This is a genomic window from Actinoplanes sp. NPDC051405 (assembly GCF_055586185.1).
The window spans coordinates 301017-320697 of the sequence record NZ_JBVJIR010000011.1; the positions used below are offsets into that span (position 1 = coordinate 301017).

The following is a 19681-nucleotide window of genomic DNA, read 5'->3' on the forward strand; positions in this document are numbered from 1 at the left end:
TCGCCTCACCATGACTGCTATCCCCACACCCCTGCCTGCGCCCAACGATCTGACCTCCCTGGTCCTGCGCGCGGACTTCAGCGACGATGCGGCCTGGGACGAGCTGCGGGCAGTGATGCGCAGCGAAGGAGCCCACCGCAGCGCCACCTACGTCAGCGACCCGGCGTACGCGGGGGTGACGATCCAGACCCTGGTGGAGGCGGACGCCGCCGCGAGCGAGGACGACAAGCTGGCGTACCTTTTCCTGGCCGACCAGGTCGCCCTCACCGACGACGAGCACCCGCTGCTCGCGATCGACCTCGCCGAGGAGCCGGGCCGGACCTTCCGGGTACGCCCGGCGTCGTTCACCGACGTCTCGGCGAACTTGGCCGTCGGCAACATGGACTTCGCCGACTTCGCGGACGCCACCGACGACACCGGCACGTACCACGGCTCCGAATGACCGCCGACCAGCCGGCGGTGCGCTTCGTACGCCTGCCACCCCCGGTCCTCGAAGCACTGCTGGCCGGCGATCTGGCGGCTGCCCGCACGGCGACCGGCATTCCGCTGTCGAAGTGGTTCCTCAGCGATGAGGTGACCTGGCTCTGGCGGATGCGCCTCGACCAGATCGCGGGGGATCCGGCGTCCGCCGACTGGATCGTCCGCGCGGCCGTCTCGGTGCCTGACGGTGTGGTGGTGGGGGCTGGCGGCTTCCACGGGCCGCCGGACAGCGCGGGCATGGTGGAGATGGGCTACAGCACGGACCCGGCTTACCGCAGGCGTGGGTACGCGAAGGCCATGGTGACTGAGCTGCTGCGGTGGGCGGCTGGTGAGGAGTCCGTGGTGACGGTGCGGGCGAGCATCAGTCCGCAGAACGTTGCCTCGCTGGCGACCATCGCGGGGTTCGGGTTCGAGCACGTCGGCGAGCAGTGGGACGAAGAGGACGGCACGGAGTTCCTCTACGAGCGCCCGGCCCGGCCGGCGTAGACCAATTCGCTGCTCGGCGGCTCAGGCGGTGATGGTGATGGTGACCGGGGCGCTGACCTTGGCGCCCAGCCGGAAATGCATCTCGTAGGCGCCCGCGGCCGGCGCCGTGCCTGTGGCCAGCCCGCCCGCGCACTTGTTGGCTTGCTTGCCGTTCCAGGTCACGTTGTATTCGCGTTCCCCGTTCGGCGGGAACGTGCGGACCTCGGAGCCCTTGACCGTGCTGCACGTGTCCGAGGACCAGACCCGGCCGGCGCCCTGGCCGAGGTAGAGCTCCTGGAGGTCCGGGCCCACGTCGCGGGTGCACGTACGGGTCGAGATGTTCTTGATTTTGAGGCGCACCGCCAGCGGGGCACCACGGCGGATCGTCGTAGCGGCCGGCATCGGCGTCAGGGACATCTCCGCGTCGGTGCACACGCCACCGGCTGCCGCCACGTTCGTGTCGGTCGTGCCGCCCTGCGTACCGTCCTGAGTGCCGCCGCCCTGGGTGCCGTCGCCCGGGTTTCCACCGGCGCCGGCCGACGGGTTGGCGCCCGCGCCGCTGGCGGTCAGCTCGCCCGGGTCCGGCAGCGACGGGTTGCCCGCGCCCGGTCCGGGGTCGGTGAAGGAGGGCTCTTCCTCGGGGGTGTTCGACGCCGAGGAAGGCGTGAGCGGCGCCTGCGAGGAAGCGCCCTTGCCGCGATTGCTGTCCTTGTCGTCCCCGCCGGAGCAGGACACGAACAGCACGATGACGCCGAGCAGCAGTGCTCCGAGCACCACAGCGCGACGCCGCCAGTACACGGCGGCAGGAAGGGGACCGACCGTCGAACGCATGATGGGTGCACGGTATCCCCGCGAAGAGGGCATGACCGCCGCGACGCGCCGATAATGCGACACCGTCTCGCGCGCTGATCGTTAGAGATAGACCTTGCGCTGGTAGACGGCGTGCGCACCGGCGACCCGGTCGAGGAATAGTTTTCCGGCACAGTGGTCGATCTCGTGTTGCAGCGCCCGCGCCTCGAACGCGTCCGTGGTCAGTCGCACCGGTTCACCCGTACCCGGGAGGACGGCCTCGACCACCACCCGGCCGGCGCGTTTCACGTCGCCGGTCAGGTCCGGCACGGACATGCAGCCCTCCCGGCCGGGCCGCCACCGGCTCGCCTCGACGACCCGGGCGTTGCACAGCACGAACGTGCCGTGCGCGGTCACCGTCTTCGGATGCTCGGTCACGTCCACGACGAACACCTGCGCACCCACCCCGACCTGCGGCGCGGCCAGGCCGACGCAGCCGGGCGAGACCCGCATGGTGGCGACCAGGTCCGCGGCGAGCTGCACGATCACCGGGTCGGCCGGGTCGACCTCGGCGCCGGCGCTGCTGAGCACGCCGGCCGGGGCGGCGAGCACGGGCAGCACCTTGCCCTCGACGCCGAGCACGTCGGGCTTCCAGTCGGCCAGGGCGTCGCTCACAGGACGTCCGACTCGGCGCGGCGCAGGGTCACCTCGACGCCCAGCTCCTGCGCGGCCACGGCGAGGCGGGCGGCCAGGTCGTCGGCCGCGCCGGTCGGCACGTCGACCTCGGCGATCAGGACGTAGAGCGGGCCGGTCAGGCGGGTGGTGAGGTCGGTGATGTTGCCGCCGGCGGCGGCGACCACCCGGGTGACAGCCGCGACGATCCCGAGCCGGTCGGCGCCGTGCACGCTGACCAGGTACGGCTCCCCCGCCGCATCCGTGTCCGCCTCAGGGGCCACCGCCCGGACGGTCGCCAGCAGCCCGCTCAGTGGGGCCAGCGCCTTCTCCACGTCGTCGGCCGCGGCGCCGGTGCAGATCAGGGTCATCGCGAAGTGCCCGCGCAACCGGGTCATGGTGGAGTCGGACAGGTTGGCCCCGACCCCGGCGAGCGCCTCGGAGACGTCGGCGACGATGCCGGTCCGGTCGGGACCGATGACGGTGATGGCAAGCTCGTTCACTCCGGCATCCTAAGCTGGTGCCGTTATGACGCTCGCCGACTCGGTCATCAAGTGGTACGACGAAAACGCCCGCGACCTGCCCTGGCGGGTCCCCGGCACCAGCGCCTGGGCGGTGCTGGTCAGCGAGGTGATGCTGCAACAGACACCGGTGGTCCGGGTGACACCGGCCTGGCAGGCGTGGATGACACGCTGGCCGGAGCCGGCCGCGCTGGCCGAGGATCCCCCGTCCGAGGCCATCCGGATGTGGGGCCGGCTGGGCTATCCGCGCCGGGCGATGCGGCTGCACGCGTGCGCGGTGGCCATCGTGGAACGCCACGGCGGGCAGGTGCCCGACGACCTGGAACAGCTGCTGGCGCTACCGGGCGTGGGGATGTACACGGCCAGAGCGGTGGCGACCTTCGCGTACGGGCAGCGTCACCCGGTCGTGGACACCAACGTCCGCCGGGTCGTGTCCCGGGCGGTCGCCGGTGATCCGGACGCGGGGCCGACCACGACGACGGCTGACCTGGCCGCGATGGCGGAGCTGCTGCCGATCGAGCCGGCCCGGGCGGCCCGGGCCAGCATCGCGTTCATGGAGCTGGGGGCGCTGATCTGCACGGCCCGCTCACCGCGCTGCCCGGACTGCCCGTTCGAGGCGGTGTGCGCGTGGCGGCAGAGCGGTGCGCCGGCGCCGGCGGGTCCGACGCGGCGACCGCAGAAGTACGCGGGCACCGACCGGCAGGTTCGGGGACTGTTGCTGGAGGTGCTGCGGCACTCGACCGGGCCGGTGCCCCGGCAGCGGCTCGACGCGGTCTGGGCGGACGAGGTGCAGCGGGCGCGGGCACTGTCCGGGCTGGTCACGGACGGGCTGGTCGAGCCGCTGGACTCCGACGCGGACCGCTTCGTGCTGGCCGGCGACCACCCACCCCGCTTCCCACCATTGACCTAGCCGCCCCGCGGCCGGGCCGTCAGCAGCCGGGCCGTCAGCAGCCGGGCCGTCAGCAGCCGGGCCGTCCACGGCCGGGGCCGGCAAGAGCGGCCGGGGCCGGCAAGAGCAGCCAGGGCCGGCAAGAGCAGCCAGGGCCGGCAAGAGCAGCCAGGGCCGGCAAGAGCAGCCAGGGCCGGCAAGAGCAGCCAGGGCCGGCAAGGGCCGGCCTGGTCACGCCGCGATGGCCGTCGCCAGGTCGGCGGGGAGCGGGTAGGGCCGTTCCGGCGGCAGCAAGGCCGGGTCGCGGGTTGACTGCACGCGGCGAGCCAGGTCGGTCACGTCCCGGATCGAGACCGTCCACTCGTCCACGTACCGGGGGACGGCCTCGCCGCCCAGGCCGAGCTGCAGCGAGCGGTACGGCAGCGCACCGAGCTGCATCGTCCGCTCCGGGTCCCACTGCACCCGTACGGGACTGCGCCGCACCCGCCGCGACCATTCGGCGCGCGTTTCCCCGCTGCCGATCTCGTAGTGGCTGATGCACGCGTGCGCCAGCGCCCACTCGAACCCGGCCCGGGTGATCTCCACGGCGAGAACGCGCTCCTGACCCGGCTTCTCGCCCCAGCCGCAGCGGTACATCATCCACAGGAACGACGGCTTGATCCACGTCATCCGGTCCCGCTTGAACGGGGCCACGAAGCGGCCGGCGCGTACGGCCGGGTCGGCGATCGCCGCGGAGTACGCCTGGTAGACGGTGATCGTGTCGGCCGTGTGGACCGCGCGGATCTGCCGTTGAGGTACTTGCATGCGGTTGATGATCGGCCGGGGCGGCGTACCGCGGCCAGCGAATAAACGCGGAACGGCCCGGCGCCGAAGCGCCGGGCCGTTCCAGAAATCGTGCTGCCTACTCCTCGGTCGCGGCCGCGCCGAGGTCGGCGGGCACCGCGTCGGGGACCGTGGCACCGCGGTCGGCGCCGGTGAAGGTCAGCTTCGACTTCTCGATGTTCTCCGGGTCGCCCTCGCAGTCCACCACCACGATCTGGCCGGGGCGCAGCTCGTTGAAGAGAATCTGCTCGGACAGGGTGTCCTCCAGCTCGCGCTGGATCGTCCGGCGCAGCGGCCGGGCGCCCAGGACCGGGTCGAAGCCCTTCTTCGCCAGGAACTTCTTCGCGTTGTCGGTCAGCTCGAGGCCCATGTCCTTGTTCTTGAGCTGGGTCTCGATCCGCGCGGTGAAGATGTCCACGATGTGCAGGATCTCGTCCTGGCGCAGCTGGTGGAAGACGATCGTGTCGTCGATGCGGTTGAGGAACTCCGGGCGGAAGTGCTGCTTCAGCTCGTCGTTGACCTTGACCTTCATCCGGTCGTAGTTGCTCTCCACGTCCTCGGACGCCTGGAAGCCCAGCGACACCGCCTTGGCCACGTCGCGCGTGCCCAGGTTGGTGGTCAGGATGATCACCGTGTTCTTGAAGTCCACGATGCGGCCCTGACCGTCGGTGAGGCGGCCGTCCTCCAGGATCTGCAGGAGCGTGTTGAACACGTCCGGGTGGGCCTTCTCGATCTCGTCGAAGAGGACCACGGAGAACGGCTTGCGGCGGACCTTCTCGGTCAGCTGGCCGCCCTCGTCGTAGCCCACGTAGCCGGGAGGGGCACCGACGAGTCGGGACACCGTGTACCGGTCGTGGAACTCGGACATGTCGAGCTGGATCAGCGCGTCCTCGGAGCCGAAGAGGAATTCGGCCAGCGCCTTGGAGAGCTCGGTCTTACCGACACCCGAGGGGCCGGCGAAGATGAACGAGCCCGAGGGGCGCTTCGGGTCCTTCAGGCCGGCGCGGGTACGCCGGATCGCCTTCGAGACCGCCTTGACCGCGTCCTCCTGGCCGATGACCCGCTTGTGGAGCTCGTCCTCCATGCGGAGCAGCCGGGAGGTCTCCTCCTCGGTCAGCTTGTAGACCGGGATGCCGGTCCAGTTGCCGAGGACCTCGGCGATCTGCTCGTCGTCGACCTCGGAGACGACGTCGAGGTCGCCCGCCTTCCACTCCTTCTCCCGCTGCGCCTTCTGGCCCAGCAGCTGCTTCTCCTTGTCGCGCAGCTGCGCGGCCCGCTCGAAGTCCTGCGCGTCGATCGCGCTCTCCTTGTCGCGGCGGACCTGGGCGATGCGCTCGTCGAAGTCGCGGAGGTCCGGCGGTGCGGTCATCCGGCGGATGCGCATCCGGGCGCCGGCCTCGTCGATCAGGTCGATCGCCTTGTCCGGCAGGAAGCGGTCCGAGATGTACCGGTCGGCCAGCGTCGCCGCGGCCACCAGGGCGGCGTCGGTGATGCTGATCCGGTGGTGGGCCTCGTAGCGGTCCCGCAGGCCCTTGAGGATCTCGATGGTGTGGGCCAGCGACGGCTCACCCACCTGGATCGGCTGGAAGCGGCGCTCGAGCGCGGCGTCCTTCTCGAGGTGCTTGCGGTACTCGTCCAGCGTGGTCGCACCGATGGTCTGCAGTTCACCACGCGCGAGCATGGGCTTCAGGATCGAGGCGGCGTCGATGGCGCCCTCGGCGGCACCCGCACCCACCAGGGTGTGGATCTCGTCGATGAACAGGATGATGTCGCCGCGGGTGCGGATCTCCTTGAGCACCTTCTTGAGGCGCTCCTCGAAGTCACCGCGGTAGCGGGAACCGGCGACCAGCGCACCGAGGTCGAGCGTGTAGAGCTGCTTGTCCTTCAGCGTCTCGGGCACCTCGCCCTTGATGATGGACTGCGCCAGCCCCTCGACGACGGCGGTCTTGCCGACGCCGGGCTCGCCGATCAGCACCGGGTTGTTCTTGGTGCGGCGGGAAAGCACCTGCATGACCCGCTCGATTTCCTTCTCCCGGCCGATGACCGGGTCGAGCTTGCCCTCGCGGGCGGCCTGGGTCAGGTTGCGTCCGAACTGGTCGAGCACCAGGGACGTCGACGGGGCGGCCTCGCCCGCGGCGGCTCCGGCGGCGGCCGGCTCCTTGCCCTGGTAGCCGGAGAGCAGCTGGATGACCTGCTGACGGACCCGGTTGAGGTCGGCGCCGAGCTTGACCAGCACCTGGGCGGCGACGCCCTCGCCCTCACGGATCAGCCCGAGCAGGATGTGCTCCGTGCCGATGTAGTTGTGGCCGAGCTGCAGGGCCTCGCGCAGCGAGAGCTCCAGCACCTTCTTGGCCCGCGGCGTGAACGGGATGTGCCCGCTCGGCGCCTGCTGGCCCTGACCGATGATCTCCTCGACCTGCTGCCGGACACCCTCGAGGGAGATGCCGAGGCTCTCCAGAGCCTTCGCGGCAACGCCTTCGCCCTCGTGGATGAGACCGAGCAGGATGTGCTCTGTCCCGATGTAGTTGTGGTTGAGCATCCGGGCCTCTTCTTGGGCCAGGACGACAACCCGTCGCGCTCGGTCGGTGAACCGCTCGAACATGCCCTCGTGCTCCTCACGTGCCGTGCGCCAATGAACTGGCGGGGCCAGCGCACGGGTATCGGTGATACCTGTGCTCTCTCACTCTATCGCCGCCGGGAGACTCTGCTGGGCCCTCGAGCCCTCTGGGAACGTCCTGCGCCGATGTTCTCCCCAACTTCGCACGCTCAACGGCTGTTCCCCACCCTTGCGGAGTACGCGCACAGCGAAATCCCGCGCGCCCGAAGCGCCGTCCACAGCCTGTGGACAACGCCCGTCACCCCTGTGGATAACTTACGCAAGGTCGGCGAAGAGCGCGCGAAAAGCCGAAGGGTCCGTGACGCTTGCGCGCCCCGGACCCCTCGTCAGGCCGATCGGCTCAGCGGCCGGGCCCCTTGGCGTGGAACTCGTCCACGATCTCCTGCGGGATCCGGCCCCGGTCGGAGATGTCCTTGCCGGCCTTCTTGGCCCACTCCCGGATGGCCTTGTTCTGCTCGCGGTCGGCGGTCGCACCGCCACGGCCGCGGGCGGCCCGGCCGCCGACGACGACCCCACCGCGCGCGACCTTGGACCCCGCGCCCACGTACGGCGCGAAGATGTCGCGCAATTTCGCCGCGTTCGACTCGGACAGGTCGATCTCGTACTGAATGCCGTCGAGGGCGAACTTGACGGTCTCCTCGGCGTCACCGCCGTCGAGGTCATCGACCAGCTTGTGAATGATCTGCTTGGCCACGCGCCGTTATCCTTCCGAACACAGGTTCTCTGTTCACCCAATCCCCGTGAACAATAACGCCCGGGCCGCGTGATCCGTCAATGGCGGGCAGCCGATTGCCGCGGTACCGATGTAAATCGTGTCCCGGTACGCCCTACTCCGGGCGTACCAAGGGGAACAGGATCGTTTCCCGAATGCCCAGCCCGGTGAGCGCCATCAGAAGCCGGTCGATTCCCATTCCCATGCCACCGGCGGGCGGCATTCCGTACTCCATCGAGCGCAGGAAATCCTCGTCGAGCTGCATCGCCTCGGCGTCGCCGCCGGCGGCCAGCAACGACTGCGCGACCAGGCGCTCACGCTGCACCACCGGGTCGACCAGCTCCGAGTACGCGGTGGCCAGCTCGAATCCCAGGACGTAGAGGTCCCACTTCTCCGTCAGGCCGGGCTCGGAGCGGTGCGCCCGGGTCAGCGGGGTGGTCTCCTCGGGATAGTCACGCACGAAGGTCGGCTGCTGCAGGGTGTGCTGCACGAGATGCTCGAAGAGTTCCTCGGCGAGCTTGCCCGGACCCCACTTCGGGTCGACGGAAAGGTCATGCTTTTCGGCATACCGCTGCAGGCTCGCCAGATCGGTGCGGACGGTCACTTCTTCACCGAGGGCCTCGGACAGAGAACCGAAGAGCGTCACCGAACGCCACTCGCCGCCGAGGTCCAACTCGGTGCCGTCGAAGTGCGTCACGATGTGTGAGCCGGCGGTTGCGTTCGCGGCCTCCTGAATCCACTCGCGCACCTGCTGCTGCATGACGTTGTAGTCGGCATACGCCTGGTACGCCTCGAGCATCGCGAACTCCGGCGAGTGCGTGGAATCCATGCCCTCATTGCGGAAGTTGCGGTTGATCTCGAAGACCCGTTCGATGCCGCCGACGACGGCCCGCTTCAAAAAGAGTTCCGGGGCGATACGCAGATAGAGATCTATGTCGAGTGCGTTGCTGTGCGTCACAAACGGGCGCGCGGTGGCCCCGCCGTGCAGCAACTGCAACATCGGCGTCTCCACTTCGACATAATTGCGCGCGAACAGCGACTCGCGAAGGCTGCGTACCGCGGTCGCCCGGGTCCGGACCATCTCCCGGGCCTGCGGGCGCACGATCAGGTCGACGTAGCGCTGCCGGACCCGGGTCTCCTCGCTCAGCGGGCGGTGCGCGACCGGCAGCGGGCGCAGGGCCTTGGCGGTCATGGTCCAGGACGAGGCGAGCACGGAGAGCTCACCCCGGCGGCTGGTGATCACCTCGCCGGTGATGCCGACCAGGTCACCCAGGTCGACCAGGCGCTTCCACTGCTCGAGGGCCTCGGCACCGACCTTGTCGAGCGACAGCATGGCCTGCAGCTCGGTGCCGTCACCGTCGCGCAGCGTGGCGAAGCAGAGCTTGCCGCCGTTGCGGACGAAGATCACCCGGCCGGTGATGCCGACCGTGTCGCCGGAGGCCGTGTCGGTGGCCAGCTCGGCGTACTTCTTGCGGATCTCGGCGAGCGTCGCGGTGCGGTCGAAACCGACCGGGTACGGCTCGACGCCCTCGGCCAGCAGCCGGTCCCGCTTCGACCGGCGGACCCGCATCTGCTCGGGTAGGTCCTCGGCGGTGTCAACGGCTGGGGCGTCGTTCTGCTCGGTCACGGCACGACTCTCTGTAGGGGTTCGGGTTGCGGACGAGCCTACTAAGGCCGGTTCAGACGTTCCGCTCATATACCATCCGCAGCCCGATCAGCGTGATCATCGGCTCGTGCGCGGTGATCGTCCGGCAGGCGTCCTTGACCAGCCAGGCCAGGCCGCCGGTGGCGATGACCGAGCGTACCGGCCCGATCTCGGCGGTCATCAGCTCGACGATCCGGTCCACCTGGCCGGCCACGCCGTAGTAGAGGCCGGACTGCAGGCACTCCACCGTGTTCTTGCCGATCACCGAGCGTGGCTTGGCCGGCTCGACCTTGCGCAGCTGGGCCGCCCGGGCGGCCAGCGCGTCGAAGGAGATCTCGATGCCCGGCGCGAACGCCCCGCCCAGGAACTCGCCGCGCGCGCTGATCACGTCGAAGTTGGTGGTGGTGCCGAAATCGACCACGATCGAGGGACCACCGTAGAGGGCGTGCGCGGCGAGCGTGTTGACCACCCGGTCCGCGCCGACCTCCTTGGGGTTGTCGATGGCCAGCTGCACCCCGGTCTTCACGCCCGGCTCGACGATCACGTTGGGCAGGTCGCCGTAGTAGCGCCCGAGCATCGTCCGCAGTGATCGCAGCGCCGCCGGCACGGTCGAGCAGGCAGCGACCCCGGTGATCTCCACCGCGTCCCCGGCCAGCAGCCCGCGGAACATCAGTCCGAGCTCGTCGGCGGTGGACCGGGCATCGGTCTTGATCCGCCAGTTGTGGACGAGCTTGTCCCCGTCGAAGGTGGCCAGGACGGTGTTGGTGTTTCCGATGTCAATGCAGAGAAGCATCAAAATCCCGATCGATCGAAGGTACGGGCGTCGGGCTCCACAACCGCAGCACCGGCGACTACACCACACCAGTCTTGGTCACGCCGGGCGGGCCGCCCCGCCGGGCGGCCCAAGCTCTCAGCGGGGGCGGAGGTCCAGGGCGATGTCCAGGATCGGGGACGAGTGGGTCAGCGCGCCCACCGAGAGATAGTCCACGCCCGTGCCGCCGTAGGCCCCGACCGTCTCCAGGGTCAGATTGCCGGTCGCCTCCAGCTCGGCCCGGTCGCCGACCGCGGCCACCACCTCGCGCAGCAGCGCCGGCGTCATGTTGTCGCAGAGCAGGAAGTCCGCGCCCGCCTCGACCGCCTCCCGGGCCTCGGCGAGCGTGGTCACCTCGACCTGCACCGGCACGTCCGGGAAGGTGGAACGGACCAGGCGGTAGGCCGCCGTGATGCTGCCGGCCGCGAGCTTGTGGTTGTCCTTGATCATGGCCACGTCGTAGAGGCCCATGCGCTTGTTGGTGCCGCCGCCGACGCGGACCGCGTACTTCTCCAGCGCGCGCAGGCCCGGGGTGGTCTTGCGGGTGTCCAGCACCGTCGCCTTGGTGTCCGCCAGCTCGTCGGCCCACTTGCGGGTGTGGGTGGCCACACCGGACATGCGGCAGAGCAGGTTGAGGGCGGTGCGTTCCGCGGTCAGCAGCGAACGGGTCGGACCGGTCACCACGGCGAGCACGTCGCCGCGGACGACCCGGGTGCCCTCCTCGATCCGCTGGTCGAAGGTGGCCGTACCGCCGGAGGTGGCCGCGAAGACCTGGGCCGCGACCGGCAGGCCGGCCACCACGCCGGGCGCGCGGGCCACCAGCTCGGCCGTGTCGACCTGGTCGCCCGGGATGGTCGCCTCGCTGGTCACGTCGCGCGGCGGGTCACCGAGATCCTCGGCCAGCGCCGTGTAGACGACCCGCTCCACCTCGGCCAGGTCCAAGCCCTCGATCCGGTCCGTCATGCCATCTCCTCGAAGGTCTGGGTGACCGCACCCTTGGCGTCGATCGCGTCCAGCAGGTGCCCGCGCCATTCGTCCAGGGCGTTCGGGTAGTCCTCGCGCCAGTGGCAGCCGCGCGTCTCCCGGCGTTCGGCCGCCGAGGCCACCAGGGTGGCCGCGACGGTCAGCAGGTTGGTGGCCTCCCAGGCCGCGTTGTGCGGGGTGCCGCGCTGCTCGCCGAGGCGGGCCAGCTCCTTCGCGGTGGCGGCGAGCGAGTCGGCCGAGCGCAGCACGCCGGCCCCGCGGGTCATCGCCCGCTGCAGGTCGCCGCGGATCGCCGGGGCGGCGACCCAGCCGGGCTCGCCGGCCGGGGCCACCGGATCGGCCTGCGGGGGCAGCTCGGCCACGATGTCGTCGGCGATGCGCCGGGAGAAGACCAGGCCCTCCAGCAGCGAGTTGCTGGCCAGCCGGTTCGCGCCGTGCACACCCGTGCAGGCCACCTCGCCGCAGGCGTACAGGCCCGGGATGGAGGTGCGGCCACGCAGGTCGGTGCGGACGCCGCCGGAGGCGTAGTGGGCCGCCGGGGCGACCGGGATGAGCTCCGTCGCCGGGTCGATGCCGGCCGCCCGGGTGGACGCCACGATCGTCGGGAACCGCTGCTCCAGGAACTCCTTGCCCAGGTGCCGCGCGTCCAGGAAGACATGGTCGGCCCCGGTGGCCCGCAGCACCCGGTGGATGCCCTTGGCCACCACGTCGCGCGGGGCCAGCTCGGCCAGCTCGTGCTGGCCGACCATGAACCGCTTGCCGGCCTCGTCGACCAGGTGGGCACCCTCGCCGCGCAGCGCCTCGGAGATCAGCGGCCGCTGCACCGAGCTCAGGCCGGCCGTCATGAACGACGTCGGGTGGAACTGGACGAACTCCACGTCGGTGACCCGGGCCCCGGCGCGCAGGGCCAGCGCCACGCCGTCGCCGGTGGAGACCGCCGGGTTGGTGGTCGAGGCGAAGATCTGGCCCATGCCGCCGGTGGCCAGCACGACCGCGCGCGCCAGGATCGCACCGACGCCGTCCTCGGTGCCCTCGCCCAGCACGTGCAGGGTGATGCCGCAGGCGCGGCCGTCGGCGGCCCGCAGCAGATCCAGCACCAGGGCGTGCTCGACCAGGCGGATCCACGGGTCGCGGTGCACCGCCTCGTGCAGGGCCCGCTGCACCTCGGCGCCGGTGGCGTCGCCGCCCGCGTGCACGATCCGGTCGGCGCGGTGCCCGCCCTCGCGGGTCAGCATCAGCGAACCGTCGGCGTTGCGGTCGAACTCGGCGCCCATCCGCATCAGCTCGCGGATCCGGGCGGGGCCCTCCTCGACCAGGACGCGTACCGCCGCGGGGTCGCACAGGCCGACCCCGGCGATCTCGGTGTCGAACGCGTGCGCCTCGGGGGTGTCCAGCGGGTCGAGCACGGCCGCGATGCCGCCCTGGGCCCAGCGCGTCGAACCGTCGTCGATGTTGACCTTGGTGACGACGGTGACGTGCAGGCCCGCCTCGCGCAGGTGCAGGGCGGCGGTCAGGCCCGCGACGCCGGAGCCGACCACCAGCACGTCGGTGGTCTCGGTCCAGCCGGGCTCGGCGGCGGCCAGACGGCGGGGTAGCGCCGGAAGGTCGGCAAGATGCGACATGCGCTCAGTCAACATCGCGCGGGCGCGGAAATCACGGGCGGGGCGGCAAGAAGTGCCGGGCGTTACTGGTACTGCACCGGCATGGCCTTGCCGCCCTTGCCCTTCAGCGAGGACGTGAGGGTCGCCGCGTCCAGCCACAGGTAGCAGCGCACGCCGCGGTCGCCCAGTTCCCAGACGTCGTTCCCGCCCGGCAGGGAGATCACGCCGGCGCGGAACTGCAGGTCATCGTCGTCCGGCACGCCGACGTACGAGGCGATCCGGCTGCGGCAGCCGTCATGGAATCGGTCCCACTGCTCGGTGGTCCGGGGGTAGCCGACGTTACCGGCGTCCCAGATCCCCACGAACTCCGCGTTGTGCTTGGCCGAGCACTCCCGGGCCGGCATCGTGCTGATCTTGCCGTCCTTGTCGAGCAGCACGTTGTAGCAGGTCAGCAGCAGCGGCGAAGCGGGCTCGTCGAGCGCCCCGCGGAGAGTCCCGACCCGCTGCACCAGGCCGCCGTCGTCCTCGACCGAGCTGCTCACCAGCACCTCACAGCGGTACCACCGGGCGCCCCCGGTCCAGGCGGCCCGGGTCGGCTGGGTCACCCCGATCCAGAGCCGGGCGGTACGCCACGGCCCGCCCACGTACGCCGTGGTCTTGGCATCGCAGTTCTTGTACGCCGCCCGCGCCCCCGCCGAGTCCTGCGCCGGCGGGTCGGACGCCTCGGCGGCGGGACTGGGGTACGTGCCGACGTACACGGTCTCGGTGCGGTGCTTGAGCTTGCAGTCGACCTCCTCGTACGTCGACCGGGGCCCGAACGTGGTGAAGTTGGCCAGGTGGCACGTCTCCGCGGCCGGGGTGAAGCCGGTCGGTACGCCGATCGCCGCCCAGCCGTCGGTGAGGTCCCCGTCGACGCCGGCCGGATTGCCGCACCCGGCGGCAAGGGCCAGCGTGAGCAGGCTCAGCGCCGCCGCGACCGGCCACCGCCGCGCACGGCGCAGCCGGGGCAGGTGTCGCATGAACCGAGCCTCCCGAGAGCCGGCCGATGTCCGATTTGTCGATCATAGGGCAATCGACCCGACCGGTACGGCGGCTTGGCGGAGAACCCGGTCAGCCGGCCAGCAGGGCGCCCTCCGCGCGTACCGGATCACCGGCCATGCCGTCCGCGACCGCGGCCGGATCCGTGCCCAGCTCGATGATCTTGTTGTCCGCGTCCACGTGCACGACCCGCGGCTGGTACGACCGGGCCTCGGCGTCGGTCAGCTGCCCGTACGAGATCAGGATGACCAGGTCACCGGGGTGCACCAGGTGCGCGGCCGCGCCGTTGATGCCGATGACGCCGGTGCCGCGCTCGCCCGGGATGACGTACGTCTCCAGCCGCGCTCCGTTGGTGACGTCGACGATCGCGACCTGCTCGCCGGCCAGCAGGTCGGCCGCCTCCATCAGGTCGAGGTCCACGGTCACCGAGCCCACGTAGTGCAGGTCGGCCTGGGTGACCGTGGCCCGGTGGATCTTCGACTTGAGCATGGTGCGGATCATCGGGCGGCCTTCCCCAGCAGGACCGGAACGTTGTCGATCAGCCGGGTGCTGCCCACCTTGGCTGCGACGAGCAGCCGCGCGGGCCCGTCGGTGGGCGCCGGGCCCAGCAGCGGGTCGGTGAGCGCGAGGTAGTCGACCTGCACGCCGGGCTCATCGGCGAGGATCTTGCCGGCCGCCTCCAGCACGCTCTGCGCGTCCGTCTGCGCGGCGCCCTCCCGAAGCGCGTGCGACAACGCCAGAGCCGCCAGCCGCTGGTCGGCCGACAGGTAGCGGTTGCGGCTGGACAGCGCCAGGCCGTCGGCCTCCCGGACCGTGGGCACGCCGACGATCTCGACGCCGATCTCCAGGTCCTTGACCATCCGGGTGATCAGGGCCAGCTGCTGGAAGTCCTTCTCGCCGAAGAACGCCAGGTCGGCCCGGGTCAGCAGGAGCAGCTTGGCGACCACGGTGAGCATCCCGGAGAAGTGCCCCGGGCGGCTGGCGCCCTCGAGGATCTCGCCCATCGCGCCGGCGTTGAGCGTCACCTGCGGCGTGCCGCCCGGATACATCTCGTCGCGATCCGGGGCGAACACCACGTCGACCTGCTCGGCCCGGCACGCCTCGACGTCGGCGGCCAGGGTGCGCGGGTACTTGTCGAAGTCCTCGTTCGGCCCGAACTGCAACGGGTTCACGAACACCGTGACGATGACGAAGTCGCCCCGCTCCCGGGCGACGCGCATCAGCTGCCGGTGCCCCTCGTGCAGGGCACCCATGGTCATCACGACGGCCACCCGGCCGGGCGCGGCGGCGCGGACGGCGGCCAGCTCGGCCCGGGTGTGGATGAGCGCGGTCATGAGGGACTCCCTACGGTCGCCTGGGCGAGAACATCCATCAACAGCGTCGCGTCCTGCGGCCGCAGCCGCCCGGCGGCGATGGCCCGGTCGGCGGTGCGCCGGGCGAGTGCGAGATACGCCGGTACGGACTCCGGCGCGATCCGGCTCAGGTGCTTGGCCACGGTGCCCGCGTCACCCCGCGACACCGGGCCGGTCAGCGCGGCATCGCCGAGGCTCAGCGCGTTGTCCAGCGCCGCGTGCAGCAGTGGCGACAGCACGGCCCCAGGGTGCTCGACACCGGCCGTACGCAGCAGGTCGGCGGCCTCGTTGACCAGCGTGACCAGGTGGTTCGCGCCGTGCGCGAGGGCCGCGTGGTAGAGCGGGCGGGCATCCTCGGCGATCCACTCCGGCACCCCGCCCAGGTCGGTGACCAGCCGCGCGGCGAAAGCACGGTCGTGGGCGGTGACGCCCCAGGCGATGCCGGGCAGCCGGTCGAGGTCGCTGTCGGCGCCGGTGAAAGTCATCGCCGGGTGCAGCGCCAGGCCGTCGCGATCACCGAGGACTGCGAGCCCGTGCGCGCCCGAGGTGTGCGCCACGACCGTGCCGGAGCCCAGCGAGCCGGTCGCGACCAGGCCGGAAACGACGGCGGCGAGGTGATCGTCCGGAACGGCGAGCAGCAGCAGATCGGTGGCAGCCCGGGCGACCTCGTCGGCGGGCAGGATCGCGGCCTGCGGCAGGAGGCGCTGGGCGCGCTCCCGCGAGGCGGCGGAGACGGCGGCCGCGGCGACGATCCGGTGCCCGGCGTCCGCCAGGGCGGCACCGAGCACGGCACCCACCCGGCCGGCTCCGACAACACCCACGACCAGGGGGCGAGCGCGCTTTCCGGCGCGCGGCACAGCGCTCATAGAAAGATCCAGTCCTCGTGAAAGGGGTACCGGTCGATCGCAAGTATGCGCCGATGTAACACGCTCGTGACAAGGGCGTGTGAACAACTGCACCGGGCGTTTACGCCTAGATTGGCAAGCGTGACGAGCCTGGGTTGGCGAGCGGCGATGACCACCGCCCTGTACGGACCGGACGGCTTCTTCACCCGGGCCACCGAGGGCCCCGCGGACCACTTCCGGACCAGCGTGCACGCCTCCCCGCTGTTCGCCCGGGCGCTGCTGCGGCTGATCGGCGAGGTCGACGCCGCGCTGGGCCGCCCGGCCACCCTCGACGTCGTCGACGTGGGCGCCGGTCGCGGCGAACTGCTCGCCGCCCTGCACGCCCTGATCGACACCGATCCGGCACACGGCCTGGCCCACCGGGTGCGCTTCGCCGGGGTCGAGCTCGCCGCCCGGCCGGCGGGTCTGCCGGCCGACATCTCCTGGCAGCGGTACGTGCCCGAGCACGTCACCGGGATGCTGCTGGCCACCGAATGGCTGGACAACGTGCCGCTGGACGTGGCCGAGGTCGACACCGAGGGCCGGGCCCGGCGGGTGCTCGTCGATCCCGCCACCGGTGCGGAGCTGCTCGGCCCCGACGTGGACGCGGCCGACCGGTTCTGGTTGAGCCGCTGGTGGCCGGCAGCCCGGCCCGGCGACCGGATCGAGCTGGGCTGGCCCCGGGACGTGGCCTGGGCCGACGCGGTCGCAGCGGTCCGGCGGGGCTGCGCACTCGCGATCGACTACGGGCACGTGCGCGCGGCGCGGCCACCGCTCGGCACTCTGACCGGGTACCGGGACGGACGGCAGGTGCCACCCCGGCCGGACGGCAGCACCGATGTGACCGCCCACGTGGCTGTCGACTCGGCCGCGGCGGCTGCCGGGACGGCGTACCGGATCATCAGTCAGCGGGCCGCCCTGCGCGGCCTCGGGATCGGCGGCGGCCGGCCACCGCTGGACCTGGCCCGCAGCGACCCGGCGGCCTACCTGCGGGCGCTGAGCTCGGCCGGCGCCGCCGGCGAACTGATCGACCCGGCCGGACTGGGCGGGCACTGGTGGCTGCTGCACGAGGTCGGCATCAAGCTCCGTGGGACGATGCAGGCATGAGCGACCTGCGGGAGATGACGGTCGGCACCGGGTCCGGGTTGGACACGGCCGACATGGTGCTCAACATCGGCCCCCAGCACCCGTCCACGCACGGCGTGCTGCGGCTCAAGCTCACCCTCGACGGCGAACGCGTGACGTCCTGCGAGCCGATCGTCGGCTACATGCACCGCGGCGCCGAGAAACTCTTCGAGGTACGCGACTACCGCCAGATCATCGTCCTGGCCAACCGGCACGACTGGCTCTCGGCGTTCTCCAACGAGCTGGGCGTCGCCCTGGCCGTGGAACGCCTCATGGGCATCGAGGTGCCCGAACGCGCGACCTGGCTGCGGATGGCGCTGGCCGAGCTGAACCGGGTGCTGAACCACCTGATGTTCCTCGGCTCGTACCCGCTGGAGATCGGCGCGATCACCCCGATGTTCTACGCGTTCCGCGAGCGGGAGACGCTGCAGGCCGTGATGGAGGAGGTCTCCGGCGGCCGGATCCACTACATGTTCAACCGCGTCGGCGGCCTCAAGGAGGAGGTCCCGGCGGGCTGGACGTCCCGGGCCCGTACGGCGATCGACGAGGTGCGCCGCCGGATGCCGGACATCGACCGGCTGATCCGGCGCAACGACATCTTCCTGGCCCGCACGGTCGGCGTGGGCGTACTGACCGCGGAGCAGGCCGCGGCGTACGGCGCCTCCGGCCCGGTGGCCCGGGCCAGCGGCCTCGACCTGGACCTGCGGCGCGACGAGCCGTACCTGGCGTACGACCAGCTGGACGTGCCCGTGGTGACCCGGGAGGCCGGCGACTGCCACGCCCGCTTCGAGGTGCTGCTGGACCAGGTGTACGTGTCCCTGGACCTGGCCCAGGCCTGCCTGGACCGGGTGGACCAGCTCAGCGGCCCGGTCAACGTGCGCCTGCCGAAGGTGGTCAAGGCGCCGGAGGGCCACACGTACGCGTGGACGGAGAACCCGCTCGGCATCAACGGCTACTACCTGGTGTCCCGAGGCGAAAAAACCCCGTGGCGCCTCAAGCTGCGCACGGCGTCGTACGCCAACGTCCAGGCGCTGGCGACGCTGATCCCCGGTTGCCTGGTGCCGGACCTGATCGCGATCCTGGGGTCGATGTTCTTCGTGGTCGGGGACATCGACAAGTAGCGCCCCGCGCCTACCAGCCGCCCCGCGGCTTCTGGCTGCGCGGCTCGTGATTGCGCGGCGCCCGGCCGGGCTGGGCGGCCATGGGGTCGGGGCCGTACTGATCGGCGGGCCGGCCGTAGGTGTTCCGGGCGGTGCCTTCGGGCTCGTCGGGCCGCGGGTATTCGTTGTCGAGCACAAAGCCGCCGGACGAGTCCTGGGCGAAGAAGGGCGAGTCCGCGCGGCCGAAGCCGCTGCCTCTCGGGCTGTCGTCCGCTGTGGGGTCGGGATAGGGGTAGCCGCCGGTTTCGGGCTGGTCCTGGGCCGCGGGATCGGCGTAGCCGTAGTCGGCGGGGGTTGAGGTCCAGGCCGCCGCCCCGGTCTTGTCGAAGCCGTGGCTCGGGTTGTCGTAGCCGCTCTGGCCGCCGACGAAGCCGGACCGGCCGTCGAAGCCGGTTTGGGCATCAAAGCCGGACCCGGCGTCAAACCCGGACTCGGGATCGAACCCGGACTGGGCGTTGAACCCGGACTCGGCGTCGAACCCGGACTGGGCGTTGAACCCGGACTCGGCGTCGAACCCGGACTGGGCGTTGAAGCCGGTCCCGGCGTCGAAGCCGGCTGGGCCGATATGGCCGGAGTCGGCGTCGAAGCCGGCTGGGCCGATATGGCCGGAGTGGGCGTCGAAGCCGGCTGGGCCGATATGGCCGGAGTGGGGGTCGAAGCCGGCTGGGGCGTTGTGGCCGCCCGGGACGGCGTAGTTGCCGGGGACGTCGTAACCGGCGCCGTAGGACGCGGCGCCATAGCTCTGCGCTTGCGGCGTCGGCAGGGCGCTCAGGCCGTAGCGGGCGATGTCCGTGCCTGTGTCCGGGGCCGCATGCCGTCGGGACGGCCGCTGCGCCGGTGGGGTTTCCGTCGCGTAGCCGGCGTCGGCCGTGGCGTCGTATTCGGCGGCCGCGCTGCGCTCGGCCCAGGCCGATCCGGACAGTCCGGGGCCGTAGGGTCCGCTGTGCCCGGCCGAGTCGGCGTGGCCATCGGGGTTCGTCGGTGGCACCACCGCGGGGGCGGGGTGGGGGGGGGGCGGAGGACCGGGGGGAAAAAAGGGCACCGCTCCCAGGGCCGAAAAAAAAACGGAACCGGAGGCCCCGGGTTCCGACAGGGGCGGTCCCGGAGAGGGTTA

The 19681-nt window shown here is 71.4% G+C and carries 20 protein-coding genes; 5 read left to right on the plus strand and 15 right to left on the minus strand.

Features of this window, described 5'->3' with window-relative positions; translation table 11 throughout:
• The first annotated feature begins 10 nt into the window (after positions 1–10).
• Both ACZ6S4_RS24720 and ACZ6S4_RS24725 read left to right on the plus strand, forming a co-directional pair.
• Complete coding sequence (locus ACZ6S4_RS24720) at positions 11–442, plus strand: DUF6924 domain-containing protein (RefSeq protein ID WP_465477157.1); 432 nt, start codon at positions 11–13, stop codon at positions 440–442.
• Positions 439–966, plus strand: coding sequence for a GNAT family N-acetyltransferase (locus ACZ6S4_RS24725; protein ID WP_465477158.1), 528 nt, complete (start codon positions 439–441; stop codon positions 964–966). Before ACZ6S4_RS24720 ends, ACZ6S4_RS24725 begins: the two co-directional genes overlap by 4 nt.
• Positions 967–987: 21 nt before the next feature.
• Here ACZ6S4_RS24725 and ACZ6S4_RS24730 read toward each other — a convergent pair whose 3' ends face one another.
• From ACZ6S4_RS24730 to ACZ6S4_RS24740, 3 genes are all read right to left on the minus strand, one after another.
• Positions 988–1776 (minus strand): adhesin, encoded by a 789-nt coding sequence (locus ACZ6S4_RS24730; protein WP_465477159.1) that lies wholly within the window; start codon positions 1774–1776, stop codon positions 988–990.
• Between the two features lie 81 nt (positions 1777–1857).
• A complete protein-coding gene (locus ACZ6S4_RS24735; protein ID WP_465477160.1) occupies positions 1858–2409 on the minus strand; it encodes a peptide deformylase in 552 nt (183 codons plus the stop codon).
• Positions 2406–2909 (minus strand): glycine cleavage system transcriptional repressor, encoded by a 504-nt coding sequence (locus ACZ6S4_RS24740; protein WP_465477161.1) that lies wholly within the window; start codon positions 2907–2909, stop codon positions 2406–2408. Before ACZ6S4_RS24740 ends, ACZ6S4_RS24735 begins: the two co-directional genes overlap by 4 nt.
• Positions 2910–2934: 25 nt before the next feature.
• Between ACZ6S4_RS24740 and ACZ6S4_RS24745 the strand changes: the two genes are divergently transcribed.
• Positions 2935–3837, plus strand: a complete 903-nt coding sequence (locus ACZ6S4_RS24745; RefSeq protein ID WP_465477162.1) for an HhH-GPD family protein — start codon at positions 2935–2937, stop codon at positions 3835–3837.
• A 210-nt stretch (positions 3838–4047) separates the two neighbouring features.
• On the opposite strand, the gene ACZ6S4_RS24750 is transcribed toward ACZ6S4_RS24745, so the two are convergent.
• The 11 genes from ACZ6S4_RS24750 to ACZ6S4_RS24800 all read right to left on the minus strand — a co-directional run bounded on the left by ACZ6S4_RS24750 (position 4048) and on the right by ACZ6S4_RS24800 (position 16264).
• Entirely contained in the window at positions 4048–4620 is a 573-nt protein-coding gene (locus tag ACZ6S4_RS24750; RefSeq protein WP_465477163.1) for a DUF4291 domain-containing protein, read from the minus strand.
• A gap of 97 nt (positions 4621–4717) precedes the next feature.
• Complete coding sequence (locus ACZ6S4_RS24755; protein ID WP_465477164.1) at positions 4718–7240, minus strand: ATP-dependent Clp protease ATP-binding subunit; 2523 nt, start codon at positions 7238–7240, stop codon at positions 4718–4720.
• A gap of 355 nt (positions 7241–7595) precedes the next feature.
• Positions 7596–7949 carry a histone-like nucleoid-structuring protein Lsr2 gene (locus ACZ6S4_RS24760; RefSeq protein WP_212987871.1) on the minus strand — a complete coding sequence of 118 codons (354 nt, stop codon included), beginning with the start codon at positions 7947–7949 and terminating at the stop codon, positions 7596–7598.
• Between the two features lie 133 nt (positions 7950–8082).
• Complete coding sequence (gene lysS / locus ACZ6S4_RS24765; RefSeq protein ID WP_465477165.1) at positions 8083–9594, minus strand: lysine--tRNA ligase; 1512 nt, start codon at positions 9592–9594, stop codon at positions 8083–8085.
• 52 nt (positions 9595–9646) lie between these two features.
• A complete protein-coding gene (locus ACZ6S4_RS24770; RefSeq protein ID WP_465477166.1) occupies positions 9647–10405 on the minus strand; it encodes a type III pantothenate kinase in 759 nt (252 codons plus the stop codon).
• 117 nt (positions 10406–10522) lie between these two features.
• Entirely contained in the window at positions 10523–11386 is an 864-nt protein-coding gene (nadC, locus tag ACZ6S4_RS24775) for a carboxylating nicotinate-nucleotide diphosphorylase (protein ID WP_465477167.1), read from the minus strand.
• Positions 11383–13029: an L-aspartate oxidase gene (locus ACZ6S4_RS24780; protein WP_465477168.1), complete on the minus strand. Its 1647-nt coding sequence runs from the start codon at positions 13027–13029 to the stop codon at positions 11383–11385. The genes nadC and ACZ6S4_RS24780 overlap by 4 nt, the downstream gene beginning before the upstream one ends.
• A 62-nt stretch (positions 13030–13091) precedes the next feature.
• Positions 13092–14027, minus strand: coding sequence for a septum formation family protein (locus tag ACZ6S4_RS24785; protein ID WP_465477169.1), 936 nt, complete (start codon positions 14025–14027; stop codon positions 13092–13094).
• A gap of 91 nt (positions 14028–14118) precedes the next feature.
• Positions 14119–14547: an aspartate 1-decarboxylase gene (gene panD, locus ACZ6S4_RS24790; protein ID WP_465477170.1), complete on the minus strand. Its 429-nt coding sequence runs from the start codon at positions 14545–14547 to the stop codon at positions 14119–14121.
• Positions 14544–15380, minus strand: a complete 837-nt coding sequence (gene panC / locus ACZ6S4_RS24795; protein ID WP_465477171.1) for a pantoate--beta-alanine ligase — start codon at positions 15378–15380, stop codon at positions 14544–14546. The genes panD and panC overlap by 4 nt, the downstream gene beginning before the upstream one ends.
• Positions 15377–16264 (minus strand): Rossmann-like and DUF2520 domain-containing protein, encoded by an 888-nt coding sequence (locus ACZ6S4_RS24800; RefSeq protein ID WP_465477172.1) that lies wholly within the window; start codon positions 16262–16264, stop codon positions 15377–15379. The genes panC and ACZ6S4_RS24800 overlap by 4 nt, the downstream gene beginning before the upstream one ends.
• 147 nt (positions 16265–16411) lie before the next feature.
• Between ACZ6S4_RS24800 and ACZ6S4_RS24805 the strand changes: the two genes are divergently transcribed.
• On the plus strand, positions 16412–17389 hold the full coding sequence (locus ACZ6S4_RS24805) for an SAM-dependent methyltransferase (protein WP_465477189.1): 978 nt from the start codon (positions 16412–16414) through the stop codon (positions 17387–17389).
• Complete coding sequence (locus ACZ6S4_RS24810; RefSeq protein ID WP_465477173.1) at positions 17386–18528, plus strand: NADH-quinone oxidoreductase subunit D; 1143 nt, start codon at positions 17386–17388, stop codon at positions 18526–18528. Before ACZ6S4_RS24805 ends, ACZ6S4_RS24810 begins: the two co-directional genes overlap by 4 nt.
• Before the next feature lie 10 nt (positions 18529–18538).
• On the opposite strand, the gene ACZ6S4_RS24815 is transcribed toward ACZ6S4_RS24810, so the two are convergent.
• On the minus strand, positions 18539–19558 hold the full coding sequence (locus ACZ6S4_RS24815) for a collagen-like domain-containing protein (protein WP_465477174.1): 1020 nt from the start codon (positions 19556–19558) through the stop codon (positions 18539–18541).
• Positions 19559–19681: the final 123 nt, after the last annotated feature.

Coding starts and splice junctions, on each gene's coding strand:
- ACZ6S4_RS24720 (WP_465477157.1), top strand. CDS start 11: ATGACTGCTATCCCCACACCCCTGCCTGCGCCCAACGATCTGACCTCC.
- ACZ6S4_RS24725 (WP_465477158.1), top strand. CDS start 439: ATGACCGCCGACCAGCCGGCGGTGCGCTTCGTACGCCTGCCACCCCCG.
- ACZ6S4_RS24730 (WP_465477159.1), bottom strand. CDS start 1,776: ATGCGTTCGACGGTCGGTCCCCTTCCTGCCGCCGTGTACTGGCGGCGT.
- ACZ6S4_RS24745 (WP_465477162.1), top strand. CDS start 2,935: ATGACGCTCGCCGACTCGGTCATCAAGTGGTACGACGAAAACGCCCGC.
- ACZ6S4_RS24750 (WP_465477163.1), bottom strand. CDS start 4,620: ATGCAAGTACCTCAACGGCAGATCCGCGCGGTCCACACGGCCGACACG.
- ACZ6S4_RS24755 (WP_465477164.1), bottom strand. CDS start 7,240: ATGTTCGAGCGGTTCACCGACCGAGCGCGACGGGTTGTCGTCCTGGCC.
- ACZ6S4_RS24770 (WP_465477166.1), bottom strand. CDS start 10,405: ATGCTTCTCTGCATTGACATCGGAAACACCAACACCGTCCTGGCCACC.
- nadC (WP_465477167.1), bottom strand. CDS start 11,386: ATGACGGACCGGATCGAGGGCTTGGACCTGGCCGAGGTGGAGCGGGTC.
- ACZ6S4_RS24780 (WP_465477168.1), bottom strand. CDS start 13,029: ATGTCGCATCTTGCCGACCTTCCGGCGCTACCCCGCCGTCTGGCCGCC.
- ACZ6S4_RS24785 (WP_465477169.1), bottom strand. CDS start 14,027: ATGCGACACCTGCCCCGGCTGCGCCGTGCGCGGCGGTGGCCGGTCGCG.
- panD (WP_465477170.1), bottom strand. CDS start 14,547: ATGATCCGCACCATGCTCAAGTCGAAGATCCACCGGGCCACGGTCACC.
- panC (WP_465477171.1), bottom strand. CDS start 15,380: ATGACCGCGCTCATCCACACCCGGGCCGAGCTGGCCGCCGTCCGCGCC.
- ACZ6S4_RS24800 (WP_465477172.1), bottom strand. CDS start 16,264: ATGAGCGCTGTGCCGCGCGCCGGAAAGCGCGCTCGCCCCCTGGTCGTG.
- ACZ6S4_RS24805 (WP_465477189.1), top strand. CDS start 16,412: ATGACCACCGCCCTGTACGGACCGGACGGCTTCTTCACCCGGGCCACC.
- ACZ6S4_RS24810 (WP_465477173.1), top strand. CDS start 17,386: ATGAGCGACCTGCGGGAGATGACGGTCGGCACCGGGTCCGGGTTGGAC.